The organism is Flavihumibacter sp. UBA7668 (assembly GCF_002483205.1).
Classification (GTDB): Bacteria; Bacteroidota; Bacteroidia; order Chitinophagales; family Chitinophagaceae; genus Flavihumibacter.
Genome location: NZ_DLHM01000002.1, coordinates 88,251 through 104,005, shown reverse-complemented (window position 1 = coordinate 104,005; position 15,755 = coordinate 88,251). Strand labels below are relative to the sequence as shown.

The 15,755-nt window shown below is 43.0% G+C and carries 11 protein-coding genes; 6 read left to right on the top strand and 5 right to left on the bottom strand.

Features of this window, described 5'->3' with window-relative positions; translation table 11 throughout:
- Nucleotides 1-317 precede the first annotated feature (317 nt).
- The 3 genes from B2746_RS04025 (at nt 318) to fbaA (ending at nt 3,408) form a co-directional block, all read left to right on the top strand.
- Nucleotides 318-1,127: a helical backbone metal receptor gene (locus tag B2746_RS04025; protein ID WP_290791208.1), complete on the top strand. Its 810-nt coding sequence runs from the start codon at nt 318-320 to the stop codon at nt 1,125-1,127.
- Between the two features lie 32 nt (nt 1,128-1,159).
- Entirely contained in the window at nt 1,160-2,266 is a 1,107-nt protein-coding gene (locus B2746_RS04020; protein ID WP_290791206.1) for a hypothetical protein, read from the top strand.
- 77 nt (nt 2,267-2,343) lie between these two features.
- Nucleotides 2,344-3,408, top strand: a complete 1,065-nt coding sequence (fbaA, locus tag B2746_RS04015; protein ID WP_290791204.1) for a class II fructose-bisphosphate aldolase — start codon at nt 2,344-2,346, stop codon at nt 3,406-3,408.
- A 132-nt stretch (nt 3,409-3,540) separates the two neighbouring features.
- Here fbaA and B2746_RS04010 read toward each other — a convergent pair whose 3' ends face one another.
- Both B2746_RS04010 and pafA read right to left on the bottom strand, forming a co-directional pair.
- Complete coding sequence (locus B2746_RS04010) at nt 3,541-6,390, bottom strand: M16 family metallopeptidase (protein WP_290791202.1); 2,850 nt, start codon at nt 6,388-6,390, stop codon at nt 3,541-3,543.
- Between the two features lie 101 nt (nt 6,391-6,491).
- Nucleotides 6,492-8,144 (bottom strand): alkaline phosphatase PafA, encoded by a 1,653-nt coding sequence (gene pafA / locus B2746_RS04005; protein ID WP_290791200.1) that lies wholly within the window; start codon nt 8,142-8,144, stop codon nt 6,492-6,494.
- Nucleotides 8,145-8,265: 121 nt separating this feature from the next.
- On the opposite strand from pafA, the gene B2746_RS04000 reads away from it, so the two are divergent.
- Nucleotides 8,266-9,522 (top strand): aminotransferase class I/II-fold pyridoxal phosphate-dependent enzyme, encoded by a 1,257-nt coding sequence (locus B2746_RS04000; RefSeq protein WP_290791198.1) that lies wholly within the window; start codon nt 8,266-8,268, stop codon nt 9,520-9,522.
- 723 nt (nt 9,523-10,245) lie between these two features.
- Here the strand turns inward: B2746_RS04000 and B2746_RS03995 are convergent.
- Nucleotides 10,246-10,770 (bottom strand): thioredoxin family protein, encoded by a 525-nt coding sequence (locus B2746_RS03995; RefSeq protein ID WP_290791196.1) that lies wholly within the window; start codon nt 10,768-10,770, stop codon nt 10,246-10,248.
- Nucleotides 10,771-10,805: 35 nt separating this feature from the next.
- Here B2746_RS03995 and B2746_RS03990 point away from each other — a divergent pair, with 35 nt between their 5' ends.
- Nucleotides 10,806-11,375 (top strand): UbiX family flavin prenyltransferase, encoded by a 570-nt coding sequence (locus B2746_RS03990; RefSeq protein WP_290791194.1) that lies wholly within the window; start codon nt 10,806-10,808, stop codon nt 11,373-11,375.
- Nucleotides 11,376-11,412: 37 nt separating this feature from the next.
- Nucleotides 11,413-12,399: a helix-turn-helix transcriptional regulator gene (locus tag B2746_RS03985; RefSeq protein WP_290791192.1), complete on the top strand. Its 987-nt coding sequence runs from the start codon at nt 11,413-11,415 to the stop codon at nt 12,397-12,399.
- Here B2746_RS03985 and B2746_RS03980 read toward each other — a convergent pair whose 3' ends face one another.
- Together B2746_RS03980 and B2746_RS03975 are read right to left on the bottom strand one after the other, a co-directional pair.
- Complete coding sequence (locus tag B2746_RS03980; protein WP_290791190.1) at nt 12,400-13,053, bottom strand: LolA family protein; 654 nt, start codon at nt 13,051-13,053, stop codon at nt 12,400-12,402.
- A gap of 157 nt (nt 13,054-13,210) precedes the next feature.
- A complete protein-coding gene (locus B2746_RS03975; protein ID WP_290791188.1) occupies nt 13,211-15,745 on the bottom strand; it encodes a DNA translocase FtsK in 2,535 nt (844 codons plus the stop codon).
- Nucleotides 15,746-15,755 lie beyond the last annotated feature (10 nt).

The following is a 15,755-nucleotide window of genomic DNA, read 5'->3' as shown; positions in this document are numbered from 1 at the left end:
ATCTTGAAATCCGGTACCCTCCTGCCCTGTAGCCCGTCCAAGCTGTAAGGCAGGAGGCCGAAGTGGTCTTCGATTCATTAAGTTGCCCCGTTTTTACTATCCATACACCCTGACCGCTGAAACAGCGACTCATTGTACCATCCGCCACCCCTTGAAGCTATCGGTCGATAGCCCCTAACCTCTTCTTTTATCCCTGCCTTTGTTGGCCTGTGCTTACCTTATTTTACCGTAGTTCCGTTGCCCGGCTTTTGCTGTACTGGTTTCAATTGTCCTAACAACCTGACAATTGGCACTGCTGCAACAAAAGCTTTCTTATTTTGTGGCTAAAACGAGTGGCGATATTTACCGACCAAACAGGTTATGAAGTGAACCTTGCTCTCCCTCCTTCCCGAATTATTTCACTGGTTCCTTCTCAAACAGAACTTCTGTATGAACTGGGGCTTGAAAAAGAAGTGGCAGGTATTACAAAATTCTGCATTCATCCGGCTTATTGGTTCCGGACCAAACCAAGGATTGGTGGAACCAAGTCCATTCATCTGGATAAAATAGTAGGGCTTGGGCCAGATTTGGTGATCGCAAATAAAGAAGAAAATGTTCGGGAGCAGGTGGAGGCGATCAGGGAACTGGTTCCGGTCTGGACCAGCGATGTATCGAATCTGGAAACGGCGCTGGATATGATTTTGGGGATTGGTGAGCTGGTTGGAAAAAAAGCGGAAGCCAGTGTACTGGCAAATGAGATCCGCAATCGGTTTATCCGGCTTCGACGTGTTGCGAGTCCGCTGAAAACCACTTATCTGATTTGGAAAAACCCCTATATGACCGTTGGCCGGGATACTTTTATTTTTGATATGCTGAACAGCTGTGGATTTGATCTGATTTGGCCGGATTATGTGCGGTATCCGGAGATAAGTATAGCGGATTTGAAGGCAGCAGTTCCTGATCTGGTATTGCTTTCTTCCGAACCCTATCCATTTAAACAAAAGGATCTTGATGAACTGCAAGAAATTTTGCCAGCAACACAGATTCGGCTGGTGGATGGGGAGTATTTCAGTTGGTATGGCAGCCGGATGAAGAAAGCCCCGGACTATTTTCAGAATTTGATTGATGAGCTTGGTGTAAATCCCTAAATTGATTTCAATTATCAATTAAATCTGTCAATTTGTTTTCTGCATTCCGATCCGGCTTTTCACGTGGCGAACCCGACCGGCCATCGAGAAAGAAACCGATGTTTCCGGTGAGTTCCGCCCTGCGTAACTTTCTGAAACACCATGGCCGCGAGGTTAAATTACCGGTTGCTTATCGCGATCTGCAGCGGTTTACCTATTCCGTTGCGCTTAAAGACAAAGAAGGCCAGGATACCATGTGGGAAACCGTGGTATATGATATGCGGGAATGGGAATATATCCGGGATGGTCTGATTCGGATTTATGCACTTTTGCGGACGGAAGGAGATATGACCTTCAGCAAACACCTGGATGTTGCCCGGATTGATTATTGTGCATTTGGGAATTCCCAGCCATTTCGGATCCGGATCGTTAATAAATTCAATGATAACTACGATCACTACTATATTAAAGTGGCAGATGCTTCCAGGATATATGGTCTGGAGCTCGAGCATATGTTATCGCCCAACCGGATTACGTATTTAACGAATAACCATACGCTGGTAGAGGAACATATTCCCGGTATTCCCGGTGATGTATTTATCAAACAGCATTTGAATCGTCCGGATACAAATAAAATCAGGATTGCGAAAGAGTTTGTGAAGTTTAACGAACGTTGTTTTGTAAGGCTGCTGGGCGATATGCGGAGTTATAATTTTGTGATTGACATTACGCCGGATATTGAAGATTACCAGTACCGGATCAGGGCGATCGACTTTGATCAGCAGTCTTATGAGGGGCGAAAGAGTCTATACCTGCCACAGTTTTTCAAAGAAAATTTTCCGCTGGTTGAAACTACGATCAAACACCTGAACAGAGACAGTATTGAACAATACCAGACGGAGGAACGGACCATGATGACTTTTCGTCTGGTAGCGGCCCGTTACCGCATTAAGGAATTGCTGGATATTATGGGGAAGGATACGATTTCCACTCCGGAAAAAATCCGGCAATTATCTGCGGAACTGAGTGAATTGCATCAGCATCATAAGGGGTTGTTGAAGGTTCAGAACATGGGACAACTGGTAAAAGAACACCTGAAAGTCTGTTTGCGTAAAAACCTGCTGCTGATTCCCCGGTTTTGGGGACGTTCAGAGGATTAAACCATTATTTGCTATATTAGCGCTTCTTTTTAACGATTGTAGTTGTCTGTTTAATCAACTTAACCAACCAATAGAAAATGAGTAAGTACAGTGCAGGCGTTCTTTTCGGCGATGAATTGGAAGCCCTTTATAAAGACGCCAAAGCCAACAAATTTGCGATGCCAGCGGTAAATACGATTGGAACTGATTCCATTAATGCGACCCTGGAAACTGCCGCTAAAGTTAATTCTCCGGTGATCATTCAGTTTTCCAACGGTGGAGCTCAGTTTATGGCCGGAAAGGGAATGCCCAATGACAAATTACAGGCAAATATTTCCGGAGCTATTTCCGGAGCGCTGCATGTTCATAATGTTGCCAAATATTATGGAGTACCGGTCGTATTACATACCGACCATGCTGCACATAAATGGCTTCCCTGGATTTCTGCCCTGATTGATGCAGGTGAAACCTTTCATAAAGAGAAAGGCCAGCCCCTGTTTAGCTCTCATATGCTGGATCTTTCAGAAGAAAGTCTGGAAGAAAACATTCAGACGTCTGCCAGTTTTTACAAAAGAATGCAGCCGCTTGGCATGGGTATTGAAATTGAACTGGGAGTAACCGGGGGTGAAGAAGACGGGGTTGATAATAGCGGTGTGGAGAATGATAAATTATACACGCAGCCTCAGCACGTGGCGTATGCTTATGAAGAACTCGGCAAAATTGGCCGTCTCTTTACAGTGGCTGCGGCATTTGGTAATGTGCATGGTGTTTATAGTCCGGGTAATGTGGAACTTCGTCCAGAAATCCTTAAGAACAGCCAGGATTATATCAAACAGCAGTTCAACACGGAAGACAAGCCGGTATTCTTTGTATTCCATGGTGGAAGCGGATCGCCGAAAGAGCAGATTCATGAAACCCTGGGGTATGGTGTAATCAAAATGAATATTGATACAGATATGCAATGGGCATTCTGGGAAGGTGTATTGGGATATTACAAGAAAAATGAATTGTATCTGCAGGGCCAGTTGGGTAATCCTGAGGGCCCGAATAAGCCGAATAAAAAATATTATGATCCGAGAGCCTGGTTACGTAAGGGGCAGGATCAGTTCGTGCTACGTCTGGAAGAAGCTTTCACTGATTTGAATTGCATTAACAGGAATTAGGTGTCAGACAGGTGTTAGAACGTTGTTAGAGAGGTGTCAGATACATGTTAGAACGTTGTTAGACAGGTATCAGATACATGTTAGAACACTCTTAGACATGTATCTGACACCTGTCTCACTGGTGTCTGACACCTAAAACGCTTTCTTCGTTTCTTCGATTTTTTCCGGCATTAAAACTGCACTGAAAATATTTTTGCCATTGAAGAGTTTTTGTGCTGCAGCCTGTATGTCTTTAACGGTCAGTTTATTTACCATCTGCTCATACTGAAGAAAATAGGAAGGATCATTGCCTTCGCCAACCTGTCCCAGTAACTCCTGCAACCAGCGACCGTTTTCTTTCTGACTGGTCTTGTATTGTTCCAGCCACTGTTTTTTCACCTTATTCAGATAAGAAGTATCAGGACCTTTTTTGGTTATCCAGTCAATTTCCGACTGCACTGCCTTCAATAAGGTATCCACCTTTTCCGGGCCACAGGGTAATTGCAATACAAAGGAATAATTCGGATATGGATACTTTGTAACATCAGCAAAAAATCCGCCCCCATAAATTCCCTGTATTTTTTCCCTTAATTCCTCTATTACCCGAATATTTAATATTTCTGCAATTGCATTTGCTTTCAACTCCATATCCTGGCTGTAGGGCAATTCACCGGTATAAAAATTCAGAATCAGGCTTTTTTGCTCTTTACCTTTCCGAACAACCAATTCTTTTTTCCCGGTCACCGGCCGAACCTTATTATCTTTTTTCTCCACTTTTCTTCCACTTACCGGCAGGCTGCCCAGATAGGTTTCCAATAAGGGAATCAACTCTTCCTCCTTGAAACTACCAACAAAAACAAACTGCATTCCGGTAGCATCTCCAATCCTTTCCCGATAAATTTCCATCACCCTATCCAGTTTGATTTCCTTAAAATTCTCGACTTTAGGAAACACAATCGGTGACAGGGGATTATTATTATACATGATCTGATTCAGTGTATCCAAAAATGCGGCCTGAGGATTGGACGATAAGGCTGCATATTGTGCTATTGATCGTTGTTTATACGCATTAAAAAGTGCTGTATCCTTTCGCGGCTGTGTCATATATAAATGAACCAACTGCAAAAGTGTCTCAATATCCTTGTTACCCGATGAGCCATTTAATCCATCCGTTACTTCTCCAATTGAAGGCGTGAGATTCACCGTTTTACCTGCCAGTGCTTTTTTCAAATCGGCGGGTGTAAAACTTCCCACACCCATTGAAGAAACAACCTGCACCGCAAACTGCGTATTGAATTTATCAGCCACGCCATATAAATTCTTTCCTCCGTTTTTAGTAGCCCCCATCAGGATTTGATCGTTCTTAAAAGAGGTAGGTTTAAGCGTAACCACCACTCCATTACTCAGCGTAATTCTGGTGGATCCCATCTTAGTGTCCTTTTCTGTCCTGGTAAGTTTTCCCGCTTTTGGCATTGTAGCTAATAATGAAGTAGTCACCACATTTTCAACATACGGATTAATTGTCTTTTTTGCATTATCCGCAACAATCGCAAGCAATTCATTTTCGGTCGGTAAATCAGCAGAAGCTGCCTGTTCTGGTCCGGTTACATAAACCAACTGATTGCTTTCATTCATTGCATTTTTTGCCATTGCATTCAACTCATCCAATCCTATACCCGGCAACATTTCTTTAGTTAGCTGGAATTCTTTTTCGATACCCGGGATGACTTCGCCCGTTAAAAAATTCCGTACATATTCATCCACCCAAACCTGTGATTCTGTTTTATCCCGGTTATTATAGGAACGTTCCATTGAATTCAGCAGCGTTTTTTTCGACCGGTCCAATTCAGAAGCAAGGAATCCATGCCGATAGACCCGATGCAATTCCGTACTCAGCGCATCCAGGCCTTTCTTTATATCACCAGTGCCTACAAAAGCAACCGCACGAAAGTTTTCATGGCCACGAACAAACTCACCAAATCCTGCACCCGCTCCAACAAAAGGCGGATTCGCCTGCTGTGTCAATTCCTGTAAACGCTGGTTCAGCATACTTGAAAACAACTGACGAATCAGGTTCCTGCGATAGCCACTCACCGTAGGATCTTCTTTCGCTTCCTTTATCGGATAGTTAAGTGTAATCGAATATCCTGTTGCTTCTTTATCCGTAACCACTATTGCCTCACTTGCGGCATAGGCAGGAATTTTAACCAATTCCCGTTTGCGTTCATTCACCGGATTTTTTAAACCGGCAAAATGTTTTTTTATGAGTTCTTCCGCTTTAACAGGATCCACATCACCTACAACCAATACAGCCATCAGGTTTGGCCGGTACCAGTCTTTATAATACCGACGAATAAGATCCGGTTTAAAATTTTTAATGATTGGTTCAGATCCGATTGGTAAGCGTACGGCATATTTTGATCCCGCAAATAATTTAGGATACACCTGCCGCATCATACGATCCTGCGCACCTTTTCCCAATCGGCTTTCTTCCAGTATGATGGCTCTTTCCGATTCTATATCTTCATCAAGATAGGTAACCTGATGGGCCCAATCTTCCAGTACCTGAAATCCTTTTTCAAGATTACCCGGTTTATCTGTGGGGATTGGTAACATGTAGACCGTTTCATCAAAACTGGTGTATGCATTCAGATCGTTTCCAAATCCAACACCGATATCCTGCAAAAAGGAAATCAGTTCATTCTTCTTAAAGTTTTTTGTACCATTAAAGGCCATGTGCTCAGCCATATGTGCCAGCCCTAACTGATCTTCGTCTTCATTAATAGACCCTGCATTCAATGCCAGTCTTAGTTCCACTTTATTTTCAGGCTTTTTATTTTGCCTGATATAATAGGTGAGTCCATTCTCCAGTTTCCCGATTTTCACCGATGGATCCGGCGACAAAACCGCGTCCATAGCTGTTTGAGCAAGCAACGATTCCGTCCATCCAAAACCGACAAGAAACAGGAGCAACCATTTACCTGAAAATGAGCTTTTTTTCATTTTAACCGCTTTGATATAGGGCGAATCTACAATCTATCCTAAAAAAAATCCCGAACCGTTGAACGGTTCGGGTTAATATACCTGAATACCTCAGGAAAATATTAGGGGAGAATGGCATCTATAGGTTTACCAACCGTTCCATTGGGCATTTGAATATGTAATAAAGCAGCAATGGTTGGAGCTATATCTGACATATACACTTCCTTATTGGATTTGCCCGGTTTTATATTCCAGCCATACCATACCAATGGAATATGGGAATCATACGGATTCCATAAACCATGGGTTGTACCAGTTGGTCCGCCATCAATATACTGTGGATATAAAACGAACTGCACATCGCCCCCTCTGTTTGGATCATATCCATTTGCGATCATGGTTTTTAATTTTGAAGGCAGGGTTGTTTCTGAAAGTTCTGCAATGTCAAAAGCCCGCATCACTTCCGGTTGTTTTTGCATGTAGCGAATTACAGATTCGGTGATTTCATCTTTGTCAAGATCCAGGCTGTCGATCAATGGACGGTTCAGATGAACCTGATAATTATACATACTTACAATCAAATTCGACTGCCCAAACTTTTCTTTCAGCAATGCATTCATACCTTCTTTGCATTTGCCATCATCAAAAGTTCCAGCCGGAATTTTATGTTCTTTCATGAAGCCGGGAATATGTGCAACTCCGTGATCTGCAGAAATAAAAAACAGGTATTGTCCTTTTCCGATTTCCTTATCCAGAAATTCAAAAAATGCGCCCAATTCCTTATCCAGCCGCAGATAGGTATCTTCCACTTCAACTGAATTGGGACCGAAGGAATGACCAATATAATCTGGTGAAGATAAACTTACGGTAAGCATATCCGTTACCGCTCCTTTCCCAAGGGATTCTCCCTTTACGGCTGCTTTTGCCAGTTCCAGGGTCATTGTATTTCCAAATGGAGTGGAAGATATGGCACCGAAATTTTTTCCGATCATACTTTTCAAATCATAGGGATGAGCTGCTGCATTCGACCCCAATGGCCTGCTTTTATAGGGCTTGCTTTCTTTGTCGCTGTTGATATATGTATCGATCGGATACAGGGTATTCCATCCCGCTTCATAGTATTTATCCACCCATTTTGCGTCATTAAAGGATTTTACCCAGGTTGGAAGTTCCGTACGATAATAGGTAGAAGTGATCCAGTTACCGCTGCTTCCATCGTACCAGTATGCCCCATTCGCAGTATGTCCGGCTGGCAGAATTCCACCCCGGTCTTTGATAGCAATACCAATAACTTTTGACCTGAAATTAGTAGCCAGCTTCAATTCATCGCCAATGGTGGTGGTATGCATATTCCGGGGACTCATTTGTCCTGCTTTGGAGCTGCTTCCAACGGTACTCACTGTTGCATCTTCAACACAATACACCGTTCTGTTCAGTCGCTGGTCGTACCAGGCATTACCAGCAATACCTGTAATTGCAGGAACACTTCCGGTATAAATGGTACTATGACCGCAGGCCGTAACAGTTGGCGCATAGGGAATAAAGGTATTTTCATTGGAAAACCCCTGTTTCAGGAGCCGGTTAAATCCGCCGTTTGTCTGATATCGATCCTGATACCGATATAGAAAATCCCATCTCATCTGATCTACCACAAGGCCAATAACCAATTTAGGGCGGCTTATCCCGGTAGCTGCCGCTGTTTTCTGTGGTGCCTGGGCAGAAGCATCTACAATTGCCAGACTTGCCGTACAGATTAATAAAAAGCGCTGAAGCATGTTGGTGTTTTTTTGCAAATATAGTCCCTATGGCAGGATAAGTTCCGCCGTACAGATTCATAACAAAGGCTTAAAAAAACTACCTTTGCGTGAATTTTAAACCCATAATTACACATAACATATGGCAGATATCTTCGAGAAGCTGGTGAAAGATGGCGGACCGATTGGTCAACACATGAAACGTGCGCATGGTTATTTTGCTTTTCCAAAACTGGAAGGAGAATTGGGAAGCAGGATGTTTTTCCGCGGAAAAGAACGAATTGTCTGGAGTTTGAACAACTATCTCGGACTTGCCAATCATCCGGAAACGCGAAAGGCCGATACCATTGCTGCTGAAAAATGGGGAATGGGTTATCCGATGGGTGCCCGTATGATGAGCGGGAATAGTATATACCACGAAGAATTGGAGAAAGTGCTGAGCCAGTTTGTAAAGCGGGAAGATGCCATGCTGCTGAATTTTGGCTACCAGGGAATTATGAGTTGTATTGATGCGTTGGTAAATCGTCGTGATATTATCGTATACGATGCGGAATGCCATGCCTGTATTGTTGATGGAATCCGGATGCATCTGGGTTACAGTTATACGTACAAGCACAACGATGTGGAAGATTGCGAAAAACAGCTTCAACGGGCCACTAAAATGGCAGAGAAAACAGGTGGTGGTATTCTCCTGATTACAGAAGGAGTATACGGTATGAGCGGTGATCAGGGCAAACTGAAAGAAATTGTAGCACTGAAAGAAAAATATGAGTTCCGTATCCTGATTGATGATGCACATGGGTTTGGTGCAATGGGTCCAACTGGTGCTGGTGCAGATGAAGCGCAGGGATGCCAGGCCGGAATCGACCTCTATTTCTCCACCTTCGTAAAATCAATGGGAAGTATTGGTGCATTTATAGCCGGACCGAAAGATGTACTGGCTTATCTCCGGTATAATACCCGTTCTCAAATTTTTGCAAAGAGTCTGCCTATGCTGATTGTTGAAGGCATGCTGAAACGGATGGAAATGCTGAAAACAATGCCTGAACTCCGCGAAAAGCTCTGGCATGTTACCAATACCCTGCAAAATGGTTTAAGAGAAAGAGGGTTTGATCTCGGTAAAACCAATACCATGGTTACACCTGTTTACATGAAGGGAGATGTACCCGAAGCAACTGCCATGGTACTCGATCTGAGAGAAAATTATAATATCTTCTGTTCAATTGTTGTATACCCCGTTATTCCTAAAGGACAGATTATTTATCGGTTGATTCCTACCGCAGCGCATACCGATGAAGATATTCAGTTAACCCTGCAGGCTTTCACCGAAACCAAGGCCAAGCTGGATGCCGGCGAATATAAGGTTGCCGAAATTCCTGATATGGCGGAGGCGATGTAGGAGATGAAAGGTGAAAGGTGAAAGGTGAAAAGTGAAAGAGAGACGTGAAAGGTGAAAGGTGAAAAGAAGGAGACTGTAAAAGGTGAAAAGGGAAAAAGGGAGGCTGATGGCCTCCCTTTTTTTATACAATAAGTTTGAAATTTCGAGGTCCCCTTCGCTCTTAGTCCTTTGCGTCCACCTTCACTTTTACGTTCCTACTCATCTCCTTTTCTCCTTTTCTCCGTTGTCTCCTTTTCCCCCGTTGTCTCCTTTTTCTCCGTTGTCTCCTTTTTCTCCGTTGTCTCCTTTTCCCCGTTGTCTCCTTTTCCCCGTTGTCTCCTTTTCCTCCCTTAACAAAAAAATCCCGCCGTAAACGGCGGGATGCACTAATCAAATACCATTAACCATTAAACCTTATCCTATGAAAATTCAAATATAAGATGTTAATGAGTAAACATTAGTTGCATCAGCCGTATTTTTTTTGAAGTACACGACAGAATTTGACGTAAATCAATCACACATAAGTATTTCCTTATGATAAGCCAGTTGATTTACATCCATTTATGACATCCCCGTGACAAATGGGGTTAAAAAGGGACAGGATAAAAATCCCGTCCGAATTATTTCCAATATCCTATGAAAAACCTACCATATAGATATGGTTTTAGCTAAAACCGTTGCAGGGATGTTAAAATTATCCAGCATTTTAATCCCGTTTTAATTCCCCATCTCCCTTCTCCCTTCTTACCATTTCCTCTTAAACTCTTTCTGGTATACGGGAAACGGAGTTCCGGGATAAGCGCCATCACCAAAATATTTAACGATAAGTTCCAATTCATGAGGTGCCATATAACCGGGAATAGCCTGAGGTGCTTCACCAGGAGACGGTATGATAACTGTTGTTGGATAGGATAATTGTCCGCCTGTCAGGTACAATGCAATATCATTGGTTTTATAATTAGCATTAAAAGCAAAAGATTTCCCCATCCACTGGTAGGCCGTTTTTGCTTCCGCATCCAATTTTACTGCATAATATTTTTCATTCAGATAGGCTGTGACTTTGGGATGCCGGTAAGTTCGTTTATCCATCACCTTGCACCATCCGCACCAATCGGTATAAAGATCAATTAAGACGGGACGAGGTTGTTTTTTAGTTGCCGCTTCAACTTCCTGAAGGGTCATCCATCGGATATCCTTTTCCGAAACTTTTTGTGCGCTGGCAGATAATCCCCCCATCAAAACGATTATAATGGCAATAAACCTATGCATGATTATTTTTGTTAGTATAAAAATAACGAATCCACATGCAAAGAATTGTTATAGCCATCACCGGAGCAAGCGGTTCAATATATGCGCAATTACTGCTTAACCGGCTGGTTCAACTCCGGGAGCAATGGGATGCGTTATCTGTTGTAATGACTAAAAATGCCGGAGAAGTATGGAAAACCGAGTTGGATAATGAAAGCTATCTGGAATTCCAGCAGCAGGGAATCCGATTCTATGATAAAACCGATTTTACAGCCCCCTTTGCCAGCGGATCCGGACAATATACTACCATGATCATCATTCCCTGTTCTATGGGAACCTTAGGCCGAATTGCAGGCGGACAATCAGACGACCTGATTACAAGAGCTGCAGATGTTATCCTTAAAGAAAGAAGAAAACTGATTTGTGTAGCAAGAGAAACGCCCTATAACCTGATGCATATCCGAAATATGGAAACCATCACCCTGGCAGGGGGAATTATTTGTCCGGCTACACCCTCTTTTTATTCCCGCCCATCTACAGTAGCAGAACTTGCACAAACGGTGGTAGACAGGGTATTGGACCTGGCCGGACTGGAGAATAAAACCTATAGATGGGGCACTCCTTAATTTTCTTCCTTACATTTGGATTAATAATTCTTATAACTTGTTCAGTTTTGAATATCAGTCCAATAACTACCGTCACCTGTTAACGAGGATGGCGCATGAACTTGGGGTTCAAATGCAGGGAAATACCCTTGTTTATCCTGAACATTTCGCAACTGGCTATTCAACCATTATTGAATTACCGAATGGTTTGCAGGCCATCCTTTCTGATTATACGTTAAACGATCATTTCTTTCTAAAGCGGGTAAAAGAAGAAGAGGAATTTTATGTACTGCGGTATGAAGAATTCAGGATTGAAGAAGAATTAACGCTGAAAATTGATGGAGAGGTGCTTTCTACTAAAAACGAACACCATGCCGGCATCTTTCTTACCAGTTCTCTTTTCGACATCTCTTATCTGGGTAGAAAAGGCAGTCATAACAGGGGAATCAATATTTTATTCGATAAAAATTGGCTGGCGATTCATCTGCAGATCAGTGATCCGGATGAAGTGCTGTGTACCTATCTGCAATTAAAAACGGCTTCCTTCACCATGGAGCCAATTGACAATGAATACCGCCGGTATTTTACCGAAATGTTGCAGATTGAGGACGACAGTCCGCTTCGCATGGCTACCATCCAGAATCGAATCATGTTGTTGATTGAGCGATTTTTCAGTCGACTTTATGAGAGAAGCAGATCAGTACTTGCCAGTCCGAAAATCTCGCGTTACGATATACATCAACTGATGCATGTGGAAGCATTACTAACCGAAAATATTCTGACAAGGCCACCCACCATCGATCAGCTGGCACAGGAAGCTGCCATGAGTTCGGCAAAGTTGAAAAAACTGTTTAAAGAAGTTTATGGCACCAGTATTTATGCCTATTACCAGAAACAGCGATTGAGTGTTGCCAGGGATATGTTATTAAGTGGAGATTATTCCGTAAAAGAAGTGGGACTGCAGATTGGATATTCCAATCTCAGCAATTTTGCTGCTGCATTCAAAAAAGAATTCAATCTGCTGCCCAGTGAAATCAGAGCCTGACTATCGCAGGTCTATCTCCTCCACTCCCGGATATTTTTTCTTATCAAATACAAATTGCGCATCCGGTATAACTGCTTTCCCGTTAAAATTAGAAATGGTATAGGTATACACATTTCCATTTTTTTCCAGAATTTTTGCATTGTAAATTGATTTCTGTGCCTTATCCACCATCAGGTAAACCTTGTGAAAGGCCTTGGTTTTATCCACCGGAGTAAGTTCAATTTCCTGAACAAGTTTCGCTCCTACTTTTTTCTCTCCATTGAGTTTATATAAAAAATCCTTGTCGTAAAAGTTGGTAAACAGTTTTTGTGGTGTAAGCGCACTCTGACCACCTTCCATTTTTGTAATTGTTACCTCATTCGTAGCTTTATCATAGGTCCATACATTGGATCCGTCGCTATAAATTTCCTGTCCGGATATATTCACCCGATATTTTCCACCTTTCATAAATACCACTCCGGATTTCTCACCCTGTACTTTTCCTTTTCCATCTTCCACTTTGAGTGTAAAACCGGATTGTACTGCTTTGAAGGACTTGAATTTGGCACTAACACCATCAAGTATTTGTTTGGCAGCCGGATCAGACTGGGCCATACTATTTGTTGCGGAACCAAATCCTATCAGAAATGCTACGAGAGTTAAAAGTTTATTCATGTGCTCGAATTAAAATAAAGGTGCAAAGATAATTGTTTGTGTCTCTGTATAGACTACAATTAAGGTGCAGGGATTAATCCCCCCCGGGTCTTTAAGCCGTTTTTAACAGAATACTGCCAAAATCAGACAGAATGTCCGACTCCCCAATTCTAATTTCCTACCTCATCAGGATTTCTTCGAGCTCGTGTTCTGTCTTGATCATCACTTCCCGGGCCTTACTCCCCAAATTGGGGCCTACAACTCCCGCGGCTTCCAATTGATCCATTAATCGACCTGCCCGGTTATAGCCGAGTTTCATGCGCCTTTGTAAAAGGGATGTTGATCCAATCTGATTCGCAACGATTAATCTTGCTGCCTCATCAAATAAGGGATCTTTATCGGCCAGATCAAAATCTTTCCCTTCCATATCTTTTTCATCTACATATTCCGGTAGCAGAAAAGCCTGCGGATATCCGCGCTGATCACCAATAAAATCAGTTACATCTTCAACTTCCGGCGTGTCTACGAAAGCACACTGCAGGCGGGTAAGCTCTCCATTATAGGATATCAGCATATCCCCTTTTCCGATAAGTTGTTCGGCTCCTCCGGCATCCAGGATAGTCCGGCTGTCAATTTTTGAAGAAACTTTGAACGCAATCCGGGCCGGGAAGTTGGCTTTGATGGTTCCGGTGATGATATTAACGGATGGACGCTGGGTTGCAATAATCAGGTGAATACCAACTGCCCTGGCCAATTGTGCCAGTCTGGCTATGGGCATTTCCACTTCTTTACCGGCCGTCATGATCAGATCTGCGAACTCATCAATTACAAGCACAATAAAGGGTAGAAACTGATGCCCTTTCTGTGGATTCAATTTTCTTTTGACAAATTTTTCATTGTATTCTTTAATATTCCTGGTGCCGGCTTCCTTCAGTAAATCGTACCGGTTATCCATTTCGATACAAAGTGCATTCAGGGTATTGATTACTTTTTTGGTATCGGTTATAATTGCTTCTTCTTCCCCAGGTAATTTGGCCAGAAAATGGTGTTCAATCGTTCTATACAGACTCAGTTCCACTTTCTTCGGATCTACCAATACAAATTTCAACTGGGAGGGGTGCTTTTTATACAGGAGTGAAACGAGGATCGCATTTAATCCGACAGATTTACCCTGACCTGTGGCACCAGCCATCAGTAGGTGAGGCATGGCAGCCAGATCCACAATGAAATTTTCGTTATCGATTTTTTTACCAATTGCTATTGGCAGACTGAAAGTATTATGAAGAAACTTGTCCGAACTGAGCAGGGTCTTCATGCTTACCACGGTCTTTTTCACATTCGGCACTTCAATCCCGATGGTTCCTTTTCCCGGAATAGGGGCAATAATCCGGATCCCCAATGCAGCCAGACTAAGGGCGATATCATCCTCCAGGTTTTTGATTCTGGAAATCCGCACACCGGCTGCAGGCACAATTTCATAAAGTGTTACAGTTGGACCAACAGTTGCACTTATTTTCTGGATATTGATATCGTAATTCTTAAGTGTGTTGATGATCTGGTTTTTATTCATTTCCAGTTCTGCAGGATCCTGGACAATCTTTTCACTTCCGTGTGTTTCAAGCAGTTCCAATCCGGGGTATTTATAATCCCGCAGATCCAGTGTTGGCTCATAAGGGGCCAACTCTTCTATTTTTTTTCCGTCTTCCTCAGCCGGCTCATCATCCGGCATGGATTTAATTTCCAGGGGCAATTCTTCCAGGGATACGGGTTCTTCATTGCGAGGCAGGATAACTACCGGATGCTTTGGTTCTTCAGGTAGTATCGGTTCTGCAGGTGCTTCCTCTTCTATTGAATCAGTTAATGGCTCAGTCGGTTCTTCCTTCTCAATAATATCAAAGGGTATCGGCATTTCTTCCTGTGTTGGGGGCATTACGACCACACCACCTTTTTTCTTCAGTCCATTTTTCTTTGCGAGCGCTTCATCCACTACCAAACGGGCCTCTGCATCCTGATCATTAGCTGGCTCTTCCTCTTCCTCACCGGGATCAACCGGCATTACCGCCCCGCCGCTTTTACGAACCGGTAACTGAGGTAATTTGGGAACTGAAAATACCGGATTAAAACGCCAGATAAAATAGGCAATACCACCTAATAGCAGAACAGCCGCAGCACCAATTGTTCCGAGAAAACTGGTCAGCCATTTACTGATCATATTACCAACAGCTCCTCCCCATGCAAAACTGCTTGAACCGGAGAAAAATGCCAGGCTTACACTGAAATATAATAACCCAACCAGTACATAGCGGAAATTCCGGCCTACCCGAAAAAGTTTTTTACGGAAGAGCAGGTTAGCACCCAGCACAAAAAACAAACTGCAAAGAAAATAGGAAGCCAGCCCAAATCCCTTATAGAAAAAGAAATGAGATACCCAGGCACCCAGTCTGCCAAGCAGGTTGGCAACTTTAATATCTTCTGCAAAGAGGAAATAACTTCCTCCTCTGAATACCTTATCCTGATCGGCTTTCCAGGTAAACAGGTAGGAACTGAATGCAATAAACAGGAAGATGGCCAGCAGGAGACATACGGCTCCAATAATTTTAAGTGTCCGTTCGTCTTTAACCAGCTTTTTCACCTCCACCTGTTCCTCTTTATCCGGGCGCAGATCCACCGCATCGGGTCGTGATTTTTTCTTGGTCTTCACCTTATTCGCCATAAACACAAAT

Excerpts from the sequence above, each read along its gene's own strand:
- B2746_RS03980 (WP_290791190.1), bottom strand. The coding sequence starts at position 13,053 with ATGAATAAACTTTTAACTCTCGTAGCATTTCTGATAGGATTTGGTTCC.
- B2746_RS03975 (WP_290791188.1), bottom strand. The coding sequence starts at position 15,745 with ATGGCGAATAAGGTGAAGACCAAGAAAAAATCACGACCCGATGCGGTG.
- B2746_RS03995 (WP_290791196.1), bottom strand. The coding sequence starts at position 10,770 with ATGCATAGGTTTATTGCCATTATAATCGTTTTGATGGGGGGATTATCT.
- B2746_RS04010 (WP_290791202.1), bottom strand. The coding sequence starts at position 6,390 with ATGAAAAAAAGCTCATTTTCAGGTAAATGGTTGCTCCTGTTTCTTGTC.
- B2746_RS04000 (WP_290791198.1), top strand. The coding sequence starts at position 8,266 with ATGGCAGATATCTTCGAGAAGCTGGTGAAAGATGGCGGACCGATTGGT.
- pafA (WP_290791200.1), bottom strand. The coding sequence starts at position 8,144 with ATGCTTCAGCGCTTTTTATTAATCTGTACGGCAAGTCTGGCAATTGTA.
- B2746_RS03990 (WP_290791194.1), top strand. The coding sequence starts at position 10,806 with ATGCAAAGAATTGTTATAGCCATCACCGGAGCAAGCGGTTCAATATAT.
- fbaA (WP_290791204.1), top strand. The coding sequence starts at position 2,344 with ATGAGTAAGTACAGTGCAGGCGTTCTTTTCGGCGATGAATTGGAAGCC.